13 protein-coding genes are annotated in these 17,914 nt (G+C 53.0%); 6 read left to right on the top strand and 7 right to left on the bottom strand.

Annotated elements, in window-relative coordinates; all coding sequences use genetic code 11:
• Nucleotides 1-105: 105 nt before the first annotated feature.
• The 3 genes from CA13_RS31805 to CA13_RS31795 form a co-directional block, all read right to left on the bottom strand.
• Nucleotides 106-1,419 (bottom strand): hypothetical protein, encoded by a 1,314-nt coding sequence (locus CA13_RS31805; protein ID WP_146404149.1) that lies wholly within the window; start codon nucleotides 1,417-1,419, stop codon nucleotides 106-108.
• 92 nt (nucleotides 1,420-1,511) lie between these two features.
• Entirely contained in the window at nucleotides 1,512-3,236 is a 1,725-nt protein-coding gene (locus CA13_RS31800) for a pilus assembly protein N-terminal domain-containing protein (protein ID WP_146404148.1), read from the bottom strand.
• 264 nt (nucleotides 3,237-3,500) lie between these two features.
• On the bottom strand, nucleotides 3,501-4,361 hold the full coding sequence (locus CA13_RS31795; RefSeq protein WP_146404147.1) for a TrmH family RNA methyltransferase: 861 nt from the start codon (nucleotides 4,359-4,361) through the stop codon (nucleotides 3,501-3,503).
• A gap of 101 nt (nucleotides 4,362-4,462) precedes the next feature.
• Between CA13_RS31795 and CA13_RS31790 the strand changes: the two genes are divergently transcribed.
• Nucleotides 4,463-5,608 carry an N-acetyltransferase gene (locus tag CA13_RS31790; RefSeq protein WP_146404146.1) on the top strand — a complete coding sequence of 382 codons (1,146 nt, stop codon included), beginning with the start codon at nucleotides 4,463-4,465 and terminating at the stop codon, nucleotides 5,606-5,608.
• 123 nt (nucleotides 5,609-5,731) lie between these two features.
• Nucleotides 5,732-7,078: a beta-ketoacyl synthase N-terminal-like domain-containing protein gene (locus tag CA13_RS31785; RefSeq protein ID WP_146404145.1), complete on the top strand. Its 1,347-nt coding sequence runs from the start codon at nucleotides 5,732-5,734 to the stop codon at nucleotides 7,076-7,078.
• A 34-nt stretch (nucleotides 7,079-7,112) separates the two neighbouring features.
• Here CA13_RS31785 and CA13_RS31780 read toward each other — a convergent pair whose 3' ends face one another.
• The 4 genes from CA13_RS31780 to CA13_RS31760 all read right to left on the bottom strand — a co-directional run bounded on the left by CA13_RS31780 (nucleotide 7,113) and on the right by CA13_RS31760 (nucleotide 12,787).
• Complete coding sequence (locus CA13_RS31780; RefSeq protein WP_419195229.1) at nucleotides 7,113-8,510, bottom strand: glycerate kinase type-2 family protein; 1,398 nt, start codon at nucleotides 8,508-8,510, stop codon at nucleotides 7,113-7,115.
• 2 nt (nucleotides 8,511-8,512) lie between these two features.
• Nucleotides 8,513-9,184 (bottom strand): HdeD family acid-resistance protein, encoded by a 672-nt coding sequence (locus tag CA13_RS31775; protein ID WP_146404144.1) that lies wholly within the window; start codon nucleotides 9,182-9,184, stop codon nucleotides 8,513-8,515.
• A 134-nt stretch (nucleotides 9,185-9,318) separates the two neighbouring features.
• Nucleotides 9,319-10,179: a DUF1571 domain-containing protein gene (locus CA13_RS31770; RefSeq protein ID WP_146404143.1), complete on the bottom strand. Its 861-nt coding sequence runs from the start codon at nucleotides 10,177-10,179 to the stop codon at nucleotides 9,319-9,321.
• A gap of 382 nt (nucleotides 10,180-10,561) precedes the next feature.
• The gene (locus tag CA13_RS31760) at nucleotides 10,562-12,787 is read right to left on the bottom strand and encodes a protein kinase domain-containing protein (RefSeq protein WP_419195228.1); all 2,226 of its coding nucleotides are present in this window, start codon (nucleotides 12,785-12,787) and stop codon (nucleotides 10,562-10,564) included.
• 118 nt (nucleotides 12,788-12,905) lie between these two features.
• On the opposite strand from CA13_RS31760, the gene CA13_RS31755 reads away from it, so the two are divergent.
• From CA13_RS31755 to CA13_RS31740, 4 genes are all read left to right on the top strand, one after another.
• Complete coding sequence (locus CA13_RS31755; protein WP_146404598.1) at nucleotides 12,906-14,102, top strand: amidohydrolase family protein; 1,197 nt, start codon at nucleotides 12,906-12,908, stop codon at nucleotides 14,100-14,102.
• A 168-nt stretch (nucleotides 14,103-14,270) separates the two neighbouring features.
• Nucleotides 14,271-15,803 carry a vWA domain-containing protein gene (locus CA13_RS31750; RefSeq protein ID WP_419195227.1) on the top strand — a complete coding sequence of 511 codons (1,533 nt, stop codon included), beginning with the start codon at nucleotides 14,271-14,273 and terminating at the stop codon, nucleotides 15,801-15,803.
• Between the two features lie 109 nt (nucleotides 15,804-15,912).
• Nucleotides 15,913-16,332: an OsmC family protein gene (locus CA13_RS31745; RefSeq protein ID WP_146404140.1), complete on the top strand. Its 420-nt coding sequence runs from the start codon at nucleotides 15,913-15,915 to the stop codon at nucleotides 16,330-16,332.
• A gap of 66 nt (nucleotides 16,333-16,398) precedes the next feature.
• Nucleotides 16,399-17,748, top strand: coding sequence for a radical SAM protein (locus CA13_RS31740; protein WP_146404139.1), 1,350 nt, complete (start codon nucleotides 16,399-16,401; stop codon nucleotides 17,746-17,748).
• The last annotated feature ends 166 nt before the right edge of the window (nucleotides 17,749-17,914 follow it).

The following is a 17,914-nucleotide window of genomic DNA, read 5'->3' as shown; positions in this document are numbered from 1 at the left end:
GCAGTGTTGGCCCCGGTTGGGCAGTGTTGACCGAGTGGAATACGAAAAAAGGCTAGGTCTTTCAACCTAGCCTTTGATTGTTGCGATGTTCCGTGTCGTTACTTTCTAGAACTTCATCTGAGCACCGAAGTTGACACCGATCACGAAAAAGTCATCGTCGATAGCGATGCTTTGACCTGATCCTCGTCGAACGACGTTGGACAATTGTGTTGGTGCGTCTGCGATTCCGGTGACGTACCACATTTCGCCGCCTGCTCGAAGCGTTAGCATTTCGCCCAGTTCGTAACGGTATCCGGCTCCCAACTCAAAGACGCCTGCGAGTTCGAGGTCGTCGTCATTTGCAAAGACGGTTGCTCCGGCAGTGTTGAATCCGCGTACGTCGGACTCCGCGAAGTTCAAGTAGCCGCCCGCTCGTCCACGAAAGTCCATGTAGCCGTGGCACGATGTTGGGAACAGCATGTCGAGACCAACCTGCATACCGTAAAGCGAGTTTTCGGTTTCGCTCTGAAGAACCGCTTGTTCGCCGGTGTCATTCGAGAATCCGTAGCGATACAGTTCGTCATAGTCGATGTAGCGACCGCCGATCAACAGTTTGGCGACATCCCAACCTACAAGTGTCTTGTTGGCTTCGATGCTCCAGTAATCGGCTTCGTAAGTGGCTCGGTCGGCGACGACGTCGGTGAATGGTGCCATGAACGGCCCTAATAGCCGATCGCTACTAACCGTGTCGAACGCCAATGGTGGTGTGAAGGTCGATGAGGATTGCAAGTCCCAATTGAATGGGCCAACAAACGTGGTTTCCATCCCGTGAACACAATCGGGAACCATGCCGACGGTGATTCTTGATCCCCATTCAAAGTCAAACTCGGCACTTTGGAAATTCGAGCCTAGTAACTGAGGCGCATCGCCTTGATGTTCCATGTACAGGGCTTCCACCATCGCGAAGCGATAGGGTCGGCATGGGATTCCGCATCCACCGCCCATCGATGATCCATATCCGCCGTAGTTGCCACAGCTGCCGGTATTGCATGAGCCGCCATACATGCCACCATACGACCCGCCAGGGCATGAGCCGCCGCAGGAGGTTCCGCACGATAAGCAGCTGGTTTGGGTCACCCCACCGTTGAGCTCACTCGTAGGCATGCTTCCCAGCGTCGCAACCCGTCCAGCACTTGCTGCTGTTGGAACGCCTTCGGCCGTCATTACTGCGAATTCTTGGTCGCCGTGTTTGATCGACCGTGAATTTGACGCGGCGGTTTGCTGAACGTTGGTTGCCTTTGCAGGCGTCTCAAACGCGTTTACCAAACCTGATTGGGCGTGAGCGTTGGAAGCGACCAAGCTGCCAGCCAGAAGCCCGCAAGCCGCAAGCGTGCGAACGGCTGTGCTACCGAATCGTTTTTTAATTGAACGGATCTTCATGATCGAACCTCGTAGATACCGCGGATGTATCGAAGGACACCGCAGGGTGTGACAGGTTGGTAAAGGGTTGTTAGGTTGAAAATGGAATGAAACTAGCGAACGCCGAGTTCGTCACGAACGGGAACCAAGCAAGTTTTGCGAACCATCCGAACGATCTGCTTCGCCGACTGTTCACTCGAACAATCGCCACGAATAACAAGCTCGTTTCCGACTGTTTCCACACGGGCATCGCTTTGTGGAAACGCCTTCGCGATCGTGCGGTTTAGAATTTCGATCTTGTGACGGATCGAATCACCCGTTGCGTCGACTGCGTCTTGGACATGAATGTCAAAGTGCCGCACTTTGGTTCGTGAGTCCCCCGATGTGTCGGCCCACACGACCAATCGTGTGACGCCATTGCCGGCTCCGATCAGTTTGATCTGATTGGAACCCGAAGCGAACGCTCGGCAAACATTTTTATCCTGCACACTCACACGCCGCAGTTCGCCGTGGATCGTCAATGATCGTACTTGAGCACGGTTCATATAAAGCGGAACGGGTTGTCGTGAACCCGCGGTCGATGGGGCCGATTCGGTTCCTCGAATCACCATCGATTGCCGGTTCGGACTGTCCAAACGCGGAGCCTCTACTGCTTTGATCGACGGTCGAATAATCGACGCGGTCCGATCTACCGCAGGCCTTTCCATTGATATTGGCGGAGCTTTAACGTCCACTGGCGGACGATAACGCTTCTTGCTTAGCGTCGCTGTCTTGGATTGGTCGCCAATCGGGGCAGCTTCCCGAATCGTTGGTTCCTGTTGAACGATGATCGGTTTAGCAGGTGCCAATTGAACCGCGTCATTTGTTGCGTCCAATGCTAACACACTTGGTCCGCCCACACCGACTTCCTTGGGGGCTTCCTCGGGGGCTTCCTCGGGTGCTTCCTCGGGTGCTTCCTCGGGTGCTTCCTCGGGTGCTTCGTCTTGATGCATTAGGTCCATCAGTGCGGTCTGTTCCGAGCTTTGTGGCGATGGATCCGCCACCGGAAACGCTTCGCTGTCGTCGCTCAGCGAGAAGCAAACGGGTTCTTCTTTGGTCTCTTGTGCGGTGGCCGGTTGCGGTCTGGCATCGGCAAGGACGACTGGCTCTGGCAGCCCGGTTGGCTCAGGCGTTGCTGCTGGCTCAGGCGTTGCTGCTGGCTCAGGCGTTGCTGCTATTTGAGACGGGGGCTGAGCCTCTGTTTGCACCGGTGGTGGTGCTGGCTCGTTTGCAAGTTGTGCAGGCGGACGGAACGCCAATTCGGTGGCTTCGCTGACCACCGTGTTGGCGTCTTGCGTTGCCTGCGTCGTCGCGTTTTCACATGCTTCGGCAGTCGCTTCGACCAATTCGTCGTTCTCGTGGTGAGCCGAACGGATTAACGGATTCGACCTGATTTCCGCTGGCGGCATCTCTTCGATCGTTATCGCCGAAGTGCCTGTGCCGGACATCTTTGGGCTGCCAATGGGATGCAGGCCTATTGCCGCACCGATAGGTTTGAGACGAACCGAAGGTCCACCATCCCCCGAAGCCAACTGAACCGCCGAATCCATTGCTGGACACGATGCGTCGCTAAAAAATGGATTCACTTGAACCACATTGTTTGCGACTTGTTGGATTGGTTGAAGTGGCAATGGTGGCAGCATTCGCATGCTTGCCGATGGTGAAGGTGGATTCACTTTTCCATCGGCAACCGGATCAACCGCATAGGCGGTCGTCGCAGCAGCTAATATCAGCAAGCTTAAAGCAGCTCGCCGGTGAGTCCGTTGTTTCATTTTTTGTGTCGTTTTTACGTCACGCATGCCGCATCCTTGCGTCCGAGCGATCGAATTGATGGGCCCCCCTCGGCACACCAAGAGATGTCGATGCAAAAAAGCAACCGACATCCGGTTGCTCTAAGTATCGGATTCGGTTTGCCCCGACATTAACGATTCTGACGCTTCGAGCGCGTGTACCGATCGGTACGGTTGCAACGATCGAAGCAAAAATACGATTTTCAGCGATTATTTGCGGACTTTGGCCACTTGTTCCGTGCGGTGCCCCGATCGCAAACGTGACAAAAAAGGTTAGGAATTTCGCTGTCGGCGCGCTTCGTACAGCAGAATCGCCGCGGAAACCGACGCATTGAGGCTGTCAACGCGTCCCCACATCGGGATTCTCACCCCGGCAACGGGTTCGCCGCCAAAAGATTGCCAACGATCGCCCAGACCGTTCGCTTCGCTGCCGATCAGGATCGCTATTGAGCCTGAAAAATCGGTTGACCAAATTTCCGACGAGGATTCGACGCGAGCCGCAAATGGCTTGATTTCTTGTGAAATTAGGAATTTGGCAACCTCGGACTCCGTCGCCGCAGCCACACTGGGGATCCGGAAAACGGTTCCTAAGCTGCTACGAATGGCATTGGGATTATAGATGTCGCTGCCGCTTCCGCACAAAATCACTGCGTCGACCCCCGCCGCATCGGCACAACGGAACACCGCACCGATGTTTCCCGGTTTTTCAATGCAGTCGAGTACCAAAAGCATTGGAGCTTTGGGGAGACGCAAATCCTCAAACCTTCGCTGAGGCTCCGCGAATTCACCCACTACGCCGCGGTCGGAATCACCGTAGGCGATTTTTTTCATCACGGCATTGGAAACCCGTCTCAGCTTTCCGCTTGTCTGGGCCGTTGCCAAAACTACGGAGGCCGTATCATCCACATCAGTTTGGTGGTCACTGGGGATCGATGTTTCGCGGGTGTCCAATGTTTCTGGGGTGTAAAGCCCGATAAGATCAAGCCCAGCTTGGATCGCTTGTTGGCTTTCTCGCCATCCGTCCACAAGCAGACGTTTCTCGCGCCGTCGGGTACGATTGTCTCGCAATCGCACTAGACGACGCACCGTAGGGTTGGCGAGACTTTGCAGGACGAGAGTTTCCGATTGGCTCATAAGGTTGCGTGTCGGGGCGGCAAAAAAGTGTTTGGAGATTTTAAAATAGTGCTAATCAACGCTTTGATGGACAAAGAAAGAATTCTAGGATAACCGCGACAATGAACAACCAGCAAAAAAACGACGGTGCGTTACAGTGTCTTCCGGTTGAGTCGCGGCGGGATCAAAAAGCGTTCCTCGCGTTGGAGCGGGATGTCTATCGAGACAACCCCCATTGGATTCCGCCAATTTGGTCCGAGAGACGGAAAATCGTTGGTTTTAAATACCATCCCTTCTACGATGACGCCGATCGGCAAGCGTTCCTGGTTCGCCGCGATGGACGCCCGGTCGCGCGCGTTTTGGCCATCGTCAACCACGCACACAATCGACGCTATCAAGAAAAACGAGGTTTTGTGGGCTTCTTTGAATCGTACGATGATGCCGCGGCAAGCCAAATGGCCTTCGATCACGCATTGGATTGGCTGCGTGAACAAGGGATGACCGATGTCCGTGGTCCAGTGCATCCAAGTTTGAACTACGAAGTCGGGTTACTCGTGGACGGTTTCGATTCCCCACCCACCTTCATGATTCCTTATCACCTGCCGTATTACGAAAAATTGTTCCTAGCATCCGGGTTCGAAAAAACGCAAGACGTTTACAGCTACGAAGCTCATATCGATATCTTGAAGTCGCTTGATCCAAAAATGCTTTTCATCGTCGAAGAATCGACCAAGCGGTTCAATGTGAAATGCCGAATGATCGATCGGAAGCGATTCAATCAAGACGTTCGCACCTTTTTGGAAATCTATAATCAATCGCTGCAGCAAACGTGGGGTTACGTGCCGATGAGTGAAGGAGAAATTGACGAGCAAAGTGCGGGGCTGAAACACTTGATTGTGCCGGAACTGACTAGCATCGCCGAGATTGACGGAAAACCGATCGGGGCCGGGTTTGGATTGCTTGACTACAACCAAGTGATCCGCAAAATCGATGGTCACCTGTTTCCCTTCGGATGGCTGCGGTTGCTGATGGGAAAACGGAAAATTGACCGTTTGCGTCTCATTAGCACCAACGTGTTGCCCAAGTACCAGAAATGGGGCGTTGGATTGGTCACGTTGTCGCGAATTTTGCCCGATGCGATTGAACACGGCATCCAGATCGGCGAGTTTTCGTGGATTCTTGAAAGCAATCGGCTTTCCAAGGGAACTGTCGAACGCGGGGGCGCGACTCAAACCAAAACGCATCGACTTTACGACCGTGCACTTTAAGAAAAACGTTACCACTAGCAACATCTGCGGCTAGAAATCATACTTGTCAATCTTCCCCCACGGGATGCAGGCTAGACCACCTCACACTGAACCGAGTTTTCTTAACCGCCCCCAAGCCCGATTATGCCGGAAAAAAATATCGTTATCACCGGAGCGGGCGTAGTGTCGCCGATCGGAATGGGCCATTCTGAGTTCTTTGACGCGTTATTGACCGGCAAATCCGCCATCCGTTCGCTCGCCGATCGTGATGACGGCGGCCACACGCCCCCGATATCGCCCGCACCTGCGGGTGATTGTGAAGATGGCCTTTGGATTGGTGCACCGGTCATCGGGTTTGACGGCAAACAGTACGTCAAGCCGCGAAAAGCACTCAAAGTGATGTGCCGCGAAATTCAATTTGCGTTTGCCTCGGCCATGATGGCAGTTGACGATGCGGGGCTTTCGAGTGTACTTCCGGCGACCAACGACGGGATGATTGGTCCCAACCAAATCGGGACCGTCTTCGGCAGCGAAATGCTCTTCGGTCCGCCTGCGGAATTAGCCGAAGCTTTCCAGTGCTGTCTCAATAAGGATGGCAAGATCGACGAATCTCAATTTGGCGGAGCCGCGATGCGGAAAGTGATGCCTCTTTGGATGCTCAAATACTTGCCCAACATGCCCGCATGTCACGTCGGCATTGCGATCAACGCACAGGGCCCGAATAACTCGATCATCCACGGCGACTCGTCGGGGCCTGCGGCGATGATTGAGGCAATTTCATGTATCCAACGTGGCGTTGCTGCGTGGATAGTGACCGGTGGCGTCGGTACGCGGATCAACACGACGCGAATAAATTATCGAAACGATTTGCCGATTGCCTCGGTGGCCGATCCAATATCAAAGTCGTCTCGTCCGCATGACCCGGCATCCACCGGTGTGGTTGGCGGTGAAGCGGCCGTTGCGTTTGTTATCGAAGGGAAACAAACGGCCGAGAAACGAGGTGCGGTTCCGTTGGCTGAAATCGTCGCTACGGCGTCTCGTTTTGTTGCGTCCAAGGGCATGTTGCTCGAAAAACGATCGAGCAAAATTGGAGTGCCAGGTATTCGAGGGTCAGCAAAAGCGATCTCGTTGGCGATCGAAGCGTGTTTAAGGGACGCAAAGATCACCGCCACCGAGATTGGTTTTGTGGTCAGTCATGCGATGGGCGATCCCGTGATCGACGAACAAGAACAAATTGCATTGACCGCGATGTTGCCCGAAGTGCCAGTGGTGGCTCCGATTAACGCTGTGGGGCATTGTGGTGCTGCGAGCGGCTCGTTGGAACTTCTGGTCGCCGCGCTAGCATTATCGCGAAACGTGATTCCTCCGTCGATGAATTTGTCGGATCCAATCGAACATCGATCGGCACAGCCACTGCAAAAAGACTATGCGATTTGCGTCAATCACACGTCGGAAGGCAACGCCATCGCAACGCTAATGCGCAAGGCCTAAGTCTTAAAGAGAATTCTTGGTTGAACGATTCCGGTCAACACGCTTCTTCGTCCAACGCCGTGTCATTCTTCACGAGACCGACTCGGACGTCACATACGTTCGTTCCGGTTGGGCCTGTCTGAATTAGACCTCCGCAACGCCTGAAAAAGTTGTAGGCGTCGTTACGGCGTAAGGCGTCTTCGATATCCAACGATTGTTCGACTGCGCTTTGGTGGACGGCAGCATCCAGGAATGCTCCTGCGGCGTCTGTCGGCCCATCTTCCCCATCGGTGCCCCCAGAAAGCACAGCGATCCGTTGCCAATCGGCATCCGACAAGTTCGACCCGCGAAGAAATTGATATGCCGCTAAGACCAATTGTTGGTTCCTTCCTCCGAGACCTCGAATCGATTCGGGCGCCAGACAAACCACTGGCTCGCCACCGGTGATCAAACAATTTGCTTTGTGTGTCTCGTTGCTTCGTAGCATGCTGATCAACATTTCAGCATGCTTGCGGCCAACCTCTTCGGCGGATGCTTCCGGTCCGTTGGCCGAATGCATGATGTGATTGTAACCGAGTCGCTCGGCAACGATTCCAGCTTCATCTACCGCGACCGCATTGTTGCCGATCACGATCGTGGTCGCGCGGCATTGCGGCGGTTGACGAGGCGGAGGTTCCGATTGCAGCAATCGATAAACCGCATCGGGAAGTTGATGATCAGGATCAAAATGATGCAGCACCGCCAATGCATCGGTTTGCGTTGTCGTGTCTTCGACGGTTGGTCCCGACGCGATCATGTCGAGCGGATCGCCAAGCACATCGGACAGCACGAGAGTGACCAATTCGCCGGCGTGACAAGCATGAAGCAGTCCGCCACCCTTGATTTCACTAAGATGTTTGCGGACCGTGTTCAGTTCGGTAATGTCCGCACCGCGGGAGCTAAGCCAACGAGTGACAGCCAGTTTATCGGCAAGTGAAATGCCGCTGCGAGGTGCCGGCAATAGCGCACTGCCACCGCCTGAAATCAACGCAATGCATAGGTCTCTTGGAGTTGCTGATTGCACCAGGCGCAAAATCGCCTGCGTCCCCTCAACACCTGCCTGCATTGGTTCGTTTACCGACGCAGGCCGCGATGGATGGATGTGGATCTTGCCTGTGGTTCCGGAGGTTAGCTCCGCAGTGCCTTCGGGGACATTGACCCATCCGGTGATTGGTATCCGGCCATTAAGTTTGTCGACAAGACCGCTAGCCATTGCGCCCGATGCCTTCCCCCCTCCGACAACGATGATTCGGTCAATGTCAGCACGAAGGAACGGATAGTCGGAAATGGAGAATCCGTCCTGATCGATGTCAAACTGTGAAGCCACCAAAGGACGGACGCGAACGGAGTCGACCGCAGCATTCCATATCGCAAGTGCGTCTTGACGGGCTGTTGTCAGAGGAGAAGTAGGCATGTTTAAGCGTTGGCTTCGTCTTTCGTTTTCGTATGGCTTTGTGCGTCGACGACTTTCGATTCCATCCGTTTTTCGATCCCTTTGAGTCGAAACGCCAACATGATCATCGCGACGCCAACCGCAGCGGCACAAACGCCCAGGATGCGTACCATCACCATGCCGAACATGAATGGCGCCATCAGCAATAGAACGCCGAAGGCGATCGACAAAATGCCGCCAAAGATGAACCCCGCGTCGCCTTCGATTTCCTTGTGGTCACGAAGGGTTGCAATGATTTCCATGATACCGGTGAAAATGGCGGAGAATGCGATCAGGTACATGATCGTGATCGCCGTTAGTCCGGCAACAATAACGGGGTTAGCAAAGACAAAGATACCGACCAGAATCGCAACGACGCCTCGAAGAATGGTCCAACCACGCGACGGGACTTGGCCAATCACACCTGCGACCAACGCAATTGATCCATCGAGAATCAAAAAGAATCCCATCACTTGAGCGAGCGCGGCGACGGTCATTCCTGGTTGAATGAGAGCGTAAATTCCGAGCAAAACCAAGAAAATGCCGCGGAGAAGCGGTAGCCACCAAATTTTGCTAAGCGCTTGAACGATGTCGCGAACGGAAGCATCGTCCGAAAATGAATGGGAAGAGGAGACAGGATTTGTTTCGTCGTTCATGGTTTTCGTTTTCTGTGAAGGTGAAGTCAAGCAAACCGCAGAACGCAGTATACCCGAATAATGATGGATCGCTTTGCGGTCATTCCGCAATGCGATCAAAAACGTCACCATCTAAACAAAAAACACCCCGTTCTCTACCGAAATTGGTATGCGGGATTTCGGATATCAAAATCGGCTTCGGTGAAACCGACATTCACCTTCAAATCCAAGTAGGTGTATTCCTCTTCAAGCACTGGTTCGCCGCCTTGCGTCGTCGGCCACGACCAAGCTTCATAACGAATGGGCATGTTCATTTGCTTGTCAAAATAGACTCTCGCCAAATAGAAATCAAAGTAGGGTCTTTTGACGGGGTGGACTACTTGTAGCATCGTACACTCGGTCTCTTTGATCTTCGCGTTTCGATAGAACTGAACATCGCACTCACCATATTGACGGTCACGCTCGCCCGTTTCAATCAACTTCACCAACAAGTTTTCAATGCCAATGTCAGTAATGGGGTGTCGTTGGCCGCGCATTGCTAAATAGCCGTTTGGGTCCAACGTAACGTTAATCATTCCTTTGATGCCCGATTCGTGAGCGATCATGTTGCCGTCGTTTTTCCCTTCGACCCAAATCACTTCGCGGCCGGTAACGTCCTCTGGTTTCAGGAAGTTTAGATAAACGCCCATCGGAACGGCGACACGTCCGGCGGAGAGTTTCCGATTGCGGATCTTTACATTCGCGTACTGTAGGTCGGGTAATACGCCATTCACGCGGCAACGTTTCACAAACAGCGCCGAGTAGTCTTTCACGTTGGCTTGGAAGTTTTCAAGACTCTTGCTTGCCATCGCCAAAGCGGGATCGAGCGGATGCTCGGCGTTGCGAGTCCGATTGGTGATGTTGGAAACCACCGTCGCCTGTTGGGCAGCGGCAGGCTCGACGGCCAAACCAACCAAGAAACCAGTGATCAACGAAACGGTAAAAACACCGCGAAACCATCGTGGACTTCTGCTCATCTGCGATTTCCTTATTGCAATTTCCTGCCTACATCAAAACGTGAGCGTAGACAATTGCTAAAAAAGATTCCAGGCGAATATCACGAATGCTTGCATTTGAGTTCGGTTTCATTGGACGATCCAGGGCTCGGCATTTTGCCGCCAAATGGACGTTGGGCCATGACGACGTATTGCGCTCCGAGCGGGATTCCGTTGAGATAGCTTTCCAGCACTCTTAGCTTTGCAAACGCTCTTGGGAAGACAAATTGGTATTCGGTCGATAGCGGCCTGAGCCCCGCGTTTGTGCAAAGTCGTTTCCGTTGACTCGCGGAAATCATCTTTGCATTCCCGTCAAACGGATTCACCTTCATGCAGTACCGTGCAGGCAGACTCCAGGGATTGTTTAAGTCTCGATGGTCTCGGTGTGTCCGGTTGGACCGCTTGTTTCCTCTTGTGGGATGCTTGGTGTATCGGACTTCGTGTCGGTCGATCTTTTTACGAACAACCATAGTGCCAACATCACCATCAAGATCGAGGTAATTGCGACAGCCCCTTCGGAGAGCAACATGGCTTTCATTTCTCCGACCGGTTCCATCACCTTGGACAATCGGTATTGAACCAGTACCAATAAGTCGGTCTCAATTTCGCCGTCTTCGTCCGTATCCTGTTCACTCGCCGAAATGGGCAATTGAACGGGTTGCATGGCGACGATCCAATCGCCGGCGTAGTCTTGTCCGTCGGGGGCATCCGCAACCGGGTCATGGTAGTCGATATCGCCACCTTCCAAGATGTCTTGGATCAAATTGCTATCCACTTGGTACTTTTCATCGGCGAGGGTTTTGCCTGAATCGCGACGCATGTCCATCAACGGGTGTTGCAACACGGTACCTCGCAAATCGCCTTCGCGTGCTTCGACCAAAACCGCGATCAAATTCGACCCTTGTTCACTTTGCAGCAACTGGAAATCGCCAAGGTTAATCGTTGCAACAAAGATCGCGTCTGGCCGATCTTTATTCTCATCGAAGAAGATCGGAGTACTAATCGCCACTTTCCATAGGCCCGTTGCCGTACTGGGGAAAGCGGACGATAGGTGCGTTCGCTGCAGAGGTACGATCGCTTCGATCGGTATCGATTTGTCTAAGTCGTTTTGACCACCATGAAAATAGGTTCGAAAGGCAAAGTTCCGACCAGCACTATTCTTTTCGCGAGTCACCGGTTTGTCGTAGGCGATTCCAATCATCGTCCCAAACGTGTCGGTTACAAAAACGGTTGCGAACCGAGGGCGTCGCGACGATTCGCCGTTGTCGCTATACCGACCAAGCCGATCGCTAAGCCATTGATCCAATTTTAGTCGAGCTTCGATGTCAAGCATCCGTTCCCGAGCGGACACCTTATCCTGTTCGTCCGCGGATCGCGATGCAATCGTCAATCGCTCGGCCTTGACCGATTTGTCTTCGAAAGTGTTGACCAGCAATTGCTGAAATACTTTCGATTGTGTCTCTCGCCTAGCCGCATCAAAGTAGCGTTCGATCTCGCTTTCGAGTGTACGGGCTGCAAACTTTGCTGCTAACTTATTTGTACCGGATGCTTCGGTTCGGAGGGCCGCCTGAGTGCTGCTGCTGGCATGGTCAATGCTGCGCGCGGCAAAGATACAGGTCGCCAACAAAATCAGTAATGGGCCGACGATACCCAGTAGCATCAATGGTCGGCGCGAATGTGATTGTTCGCGGCGATCGAGGTCTTGTAGGATTTGTTGCACATTCTCGTAGCGGTTCGATGGTTCGGCCGCTAAGCATCGATTCACGATTCGGCTCAATTGCCGGTCGACGCCGGAGACCTTGGAATGCTTCGTTGGTGGCAAACTCGACTGGATCGCTTCACGGTAATGCGTCAATCGCTCGGGCAAGGAACCAGCTGTGTCGATTTGGTCGATGACGTCATCGCTGCGATAGGGTGGCTCGCCGGTGAGTAGTCGATACAGAATCGCACCGACTGCGTATACGTCCCAGCAAGCGTCGGGCGTTGACTGCAAATCGGCTTGCTCGGGAGCCATATAGAACAGCGTCCCCAAGGCAGGAGTTTGGTCGTGCGACATGCGGCTTTGACCGAAATCCGCTAGTCGCGGTTCGTCGTCGTCACCGAGCAGGATATTGGCCGGTTTAAGGTCACAATGTAAAACACCTTTGCCGTGACAATGGTTCAGTCCCACCAAAATTTTGCTGAACATTTCAACCGACTCGGGGACACTAAGGTGTCCGACACGTTCGAGTCGCTCTTCGAGTGATCCGCCACTAACCAATTCCATCACATAATAGGGCGGATCGGCATCCCAACCGACTTCCAAAACCTGTACGACATAGCGGTCGGCGGACAACTGGACTAGGTTCTTCACTTCGCGGCTAAGTAACGACCAATTGACACCGCCACGATGCAAGTAAAATTTGACCGCAACGCCTCGGCCGGTATTCAAATCTTGCCCGACCCATACTTGTCCGAACGCACCCGCACCGAGAAACCGCTTCAGACGGTACCCGGGAACGTCCGCTGGTGGCGTCGTCGCCTGCATCGACAACTTTTTGCTTGCCGATTGGTGGCCAAGTGTTTGGTATTCGGTTCGGTCCTCACTCACCGGCGTTCGTCCTGAAAGCAATACACACAGAATTTACTGAAGTTCATTGACCTTTATTGTAACGGAGAATCTTGCCGTGACTGCTACCTTGACGCGAAAGAAAACAGCCTCGGCCACGATGCGTATGGGATGGATCGTCGTTATCACCCTGAATTCGTTGATCGCTTCGGCTCAAGAGCCATCCTTGGTTGATCCGGCGACTTTGGATGGTAGGGATGGACACGAGTTGCTGCTGAGGAATTTTTGCCCCAAGAGCCAATTGAAAACGGAATCTCATCGGATTGGTAACGCCAAATCCCCTTGCGTCGACGTTCACACGCATCTTCACTACAAGCTACATGGCAACAAAAAAGCACTTAATGATTTTGTTGGCTTGATGGATCGAAATAATATTGCCGTTTGTGTCTCGCTCGACGGGAAACTTGGCGACCAACTGATCGAACATCGCAACAATCTTTGGGATCTTTACCGCGATCGTTTCGTGGTTTTTGCCCACATTGATTGGAAAGGTTCGGGGACCGACGAGGATCCGTCAACCTGGGCGTGCCACGAAAACGGGTTTGCGGAGCGAACGGCGGACAAGATCCGCGAGGCCGCAGTCGGCGGGATCAGCGGTTTGAAGATTTTTAAGCGGTTTGGACTCGGATATCGAAACCCGGACGGATCGCTGATGGAAATCGATGACCCGCGTTGGGATCCCATTTGGTCGGCGTGCGGCGAACTTGGGATTCCCGTGCTGATTCATACTGCGGACCCCGCTGCTTTCTTTGAACGGGTTGACGAATCAAATGAACGTTGGGAAGAACTCAACCGCCATCCCGATTGGAGCTTCTATGGTGATGGTTTTCCATCGCGTGAATCGCTGTTGGCCGCTCGCAATCGAGTGATTGCGCGACATCCGAATACAAATTTCATTGGGGCTCACTTGGCAAATAGCTCCGAAGACTTAAAGACAGTCGGCCAATGGCTCGATCGCTATCCCAATCTGTACGTTGACTCGGCATCGAGAATTTCGGAATTAGGTCGACAACCCTACACGTCCCATCAATTCTATGTTCGTTATTCCGATAGAGTCCTGTTTGGAACCGACGGCCCATGGCCCGAGCAGCGGTTGAGGTATTACTGGCGATTTTTTGAAACCAAAGACGAGTCATTCCCCTACAGCGAAAAGGTGCCGCCACCGCAAGGGATGTGGGCGATCACGGGCATTAAACTGCCCGATGAAGTGCTTGAAAATCTGTACTGGAAGAATGCTGCGAAGCTGATTCCCGGAGTAAGTGAACGCGTGGAGAAATATAGAAAAAGAGAAAAATGATTGGATTGTGGAATCCAAACAGCAAGCCGACGCGTCGTCTATATAGTTGGTAATCGCCGAGCGATTGACTGCCACTCACACACACCGGAGATCACGATGCGACCCCCAATCTTTACATTCGTACTCTTTGCCTTCTTCTTATCTGGCTGTGGACAGGAGAGTGGTCCCATGACGATCGGCGATAGGATGGCGGTTGAGAGTTCCACCCGAGCCCCGCTTTCCCAAGATGCGTTTCTCGACGAACCGATCGACAACTCCGCCATGGATCCGCAGGGTGATCGTCACGATCGAATCGTCGAAAACCCCTTTTTGTCCGTTTCCGCTAACCCGCTGAGCACGTTTTCGATTGATGTCGATACTGCGTCTTATAGCAAAGTGCGGCAATACATCACCGGGATCCGTCAGTTGCCACGACCTGATGCGGTTCGCATCGAAGAATTGATCAACTATTTCTCTTACGCCTACGCAGCTCCCACGTCCGACCAAGACGATCCTTTTGCGGCCCATGTTGCGATTGCGGATTGCCCTTGGAACGAAAGCCATCGTCTCGTTCGTGTCGCCATTAAGGGTTACGAAATCGATCGAGATAAACGCCCGGCGACAAACCTCGTGTTGCTCCTTGATACGTCTGGCTCGATGAACCAGCCCAATAAGTTGCCGCTACTGAAGCAAGGGATGCGAATGCTGCTTGAGCAACTCAACGAGAATGATTCGATCGCTGTCGTCACTTATGCCGGTTCAGCCGGTTTGGTCCTCGACAGCACTCCGGCGAATGAAGCGGCAACGATTCGTATGGCACTGGACCGTCTCGATGCTGGTGGATCAACGAACGGCGGCGATGGAATTCGGCTGGCTTACCAAACCGCTCGCGATCATTTTATTCCCGGTGGGACGAATCGCGTGTTGCTTTGCACCGATGGCGATTTTAATGTCGGAACCCGTAGTTCGGATGAGTTGATGCGGTTGATCGAAAAGGAATCCAAGAGTGGTATTGATCTTAGTGTGCTCGGATTTGGCATGGGTAATTTCAATGACGCAATGCTTGAACAACTTACCGGGCGAGGGGACGGAAACTACGCGTTCATTGATTCCGCAAACGAAGCACGGAAGGTGTTGGTGGATCAATTGTCGGGAACGCTGACGACCATCGCTAAGGATGTCAAAATTCAAATCGAGTTCAATCCGCAGTTGGTTTCTTCGTACCGATTGATCGGCTATGAAAATCGCCTAATGCGAAACGAAGATTTTAACGATGACAAAAAAGATGCGGGCGAAATTGGTGCCGGGCATACGGTGACCGCTTTATACGAAATTGCTCCAAGCGGAAACGAAGGGGAAACGCAGACTACGAGTGTCGATCCGTTAAAGTACCAGCAAGCCCGCGAAGTGACCAACAACGTATCCAGCGGCGAAACATTGACGATTAAGCTTCGCTACAAGATTCCAGGGCAATCGGTCAGCCGGTTGATGGAAAAGCCGATCATGGACGATGGTGGTACATTTGAATCGGCAGACCGTGAATTCCAATTCGCTGCCGCCGTTGCTGGTTTCGGCATGTTACTACGCGGAAGTGAGTATCGCGGGAATTGGTCCTATGCGGATGTTGTTGCTGTGGCCGCTTCATCACGCGGCCCCGACAAACATGGACTGCGTGGCGAGTTTGTCGATTTAGTGCAAAGTGCCTCCGAATTAAGCCATTAGGCGGGAACGCAGGCGAGGCGTTTGCGGCCTACTGCGATCGCTGGAAATGGTCTAAGTTGTTGATTCGATGAAGCACGTTTCTTAACCATTTTCTTGGCGAATCCATACCATGTCAGTCAACATCCAAGCGGTCTATCTCGGAGTCCTTCGCGCCCAGGCAACTCATGGGCCAAGCGGCAGTGTGTTGTCGACCGATGCACCGGTCGACAACGGCGGATCGGGGGCCGACTTTTCGCCCACCGATTTGGTTGCGACCGCGCTAGGCACTTGCTTGTTGACGATTATGGGCTTGGTTTCGGAACGACACAAAGTGGATCTGACTGACACCACCGTTAGTGTCACCAAAGAGATGGCCGCTGACCCGGTTCGCCGAATCGGACGCTTGGCTACGGTTGTGACCGTCCCGGCTGGACGAGTGGACGACCTCAAAATGCGAGAAAGGATTGAAGCAGCTGCGCGGCAATGCCCTGTCCATCAAAGTCTTCATCCGGAAATCGACGCACCGATCGATTTCGTTTATGCGTCGTGACGCTGACAAATTTTGAATCAGTCGCTAGGCTAGACGGATGTTGACTCAAACTTCTTGAAAGATCCAATGACCGCCTCGACGCCTACCAATTTGACCCACTCCATCGAATGGATCAAAAAGACTGACCATCATGCCGAACATCGTCTAGATTTGATTGAAAAAGTCGAGGCGATGCTCGACGGCGATGCGTCCGCCGCGGATCGAAACGGGTTAGCTGAACAGCTTGATCGTTGGCGTTATCAATTGAGAAACGAACATCGCGGCAAACTCAGCAAGCAGGACCAAGCCTTAGTAGACGAGTTGGACCTTCATGCCAATCAATTGCGTGACGGGAAGGCTCGCTCCCCACGTCAGCCGCTTAAGGCCATTCGTGGCACTTTGTTGGATTCGCCTGCGATAGCAAGTCTATCCGCTTGGTTCGACTCGGATTATCCGCTCGTCCAATTGACTGCCGAAGCAAAGCGGATCACGGATGAGCATTTCACGGTGTCTGAAGCAGAAAATAGTGAGGCAAAACGTCGCATGGTTGTTTATGCGCCGGTGTATGTTTCAAGCCAATGCGTCAACCATTGCACGTACTGCGGTTTTCGGTATCCGATGCAAATCAATCGGACGCATTTGGAATTGGATCAAGTGGTCCAGCAGTCGCAAATTTTGAAGCGGCGGGGTTTCGAACATCAATTGATCGTGGCGGGCGACTACCCTAGTCGTACGTCGACCGGATATTTTTGCGAACTCATCAATGGACTCGACCAAGACGGTTTGCAGGTCGGGATTGAAATCGCGGCTCAGTCGACCCAATCGTATGCAGCGATGGTCGAGGCGGGGGCAAAGAGCGTGACGTTGTATCAAGAGACATACGACGAAGCGGTTTATGAAACGGTCCACATTCGTGGTCCCAAAGCGTCGTTCCATTGGCGATTGGAAGCCCCCGAACGAGCCGCCGAAGCGGGGATCTCACGAGTTGGCGTAGGAGTATTGTTGGGGTTAGCCGACCCAGTGAAAGATGTGACCGCAATGCTGCGTCATGCCGCTTACTTGAAGGACCGTTTCCCCGATTTGAAACTCGCAATCAGTTTGCCACGGATTCACGAGGCTCCTGATAATTTTTCGATCCCATACAAAATTTCGGACGAGATGTTGGTGCGAATGTACTGCATTTGCCGGCTTGCGTTTCCTGATGCCGAATTGGTTTTGTCGACACGTGAACCCGCAAAGCTCCGTGGCGAACTAGCACGAATCTGTATCACTCAAATGAGTGCCGGTTCCTCGACCGCACCCGGTGGCTACAGTGAACAAGAGGAAGCATGCTTGGGCGAGCAATTCCCGGTCACTGATGAACGATCGGTTGACGAAGTTGTTCAATGGCTCACCGACGAAGGTTTTAAGGTGATGTGGTCATGTCCATCGTCTTAGTTCGCAAGTTGAGGGATTGTTCCAGCGAAATTTTGCCATGCGGTTGCACTGACCCTACTGAGACGTTGCTTGCTTTCCGAGCCCAGTGAATTAGCGAGCCCAGTGAATACGGCTCACATTTGCCTTTCACCATCGATGAAAACCTGCCTTACTCTCACCTATAGAA

The sequence above is a fragment of the Novipirellula herctigrandis genome, from assembly GCA_007859835.1.
Lineage (GTDB): Bacteria > Planctomycetota > Planctomycetia > Pirellulales > Pirellulaceae > Novipirellula_A > Novipirellula_A herctigrandis.
The sequence above is the reverse complement of the archived record's forward strand: the minus strand, read 5'-3'. Positions and strand labels throughout refer to the sequence as shown.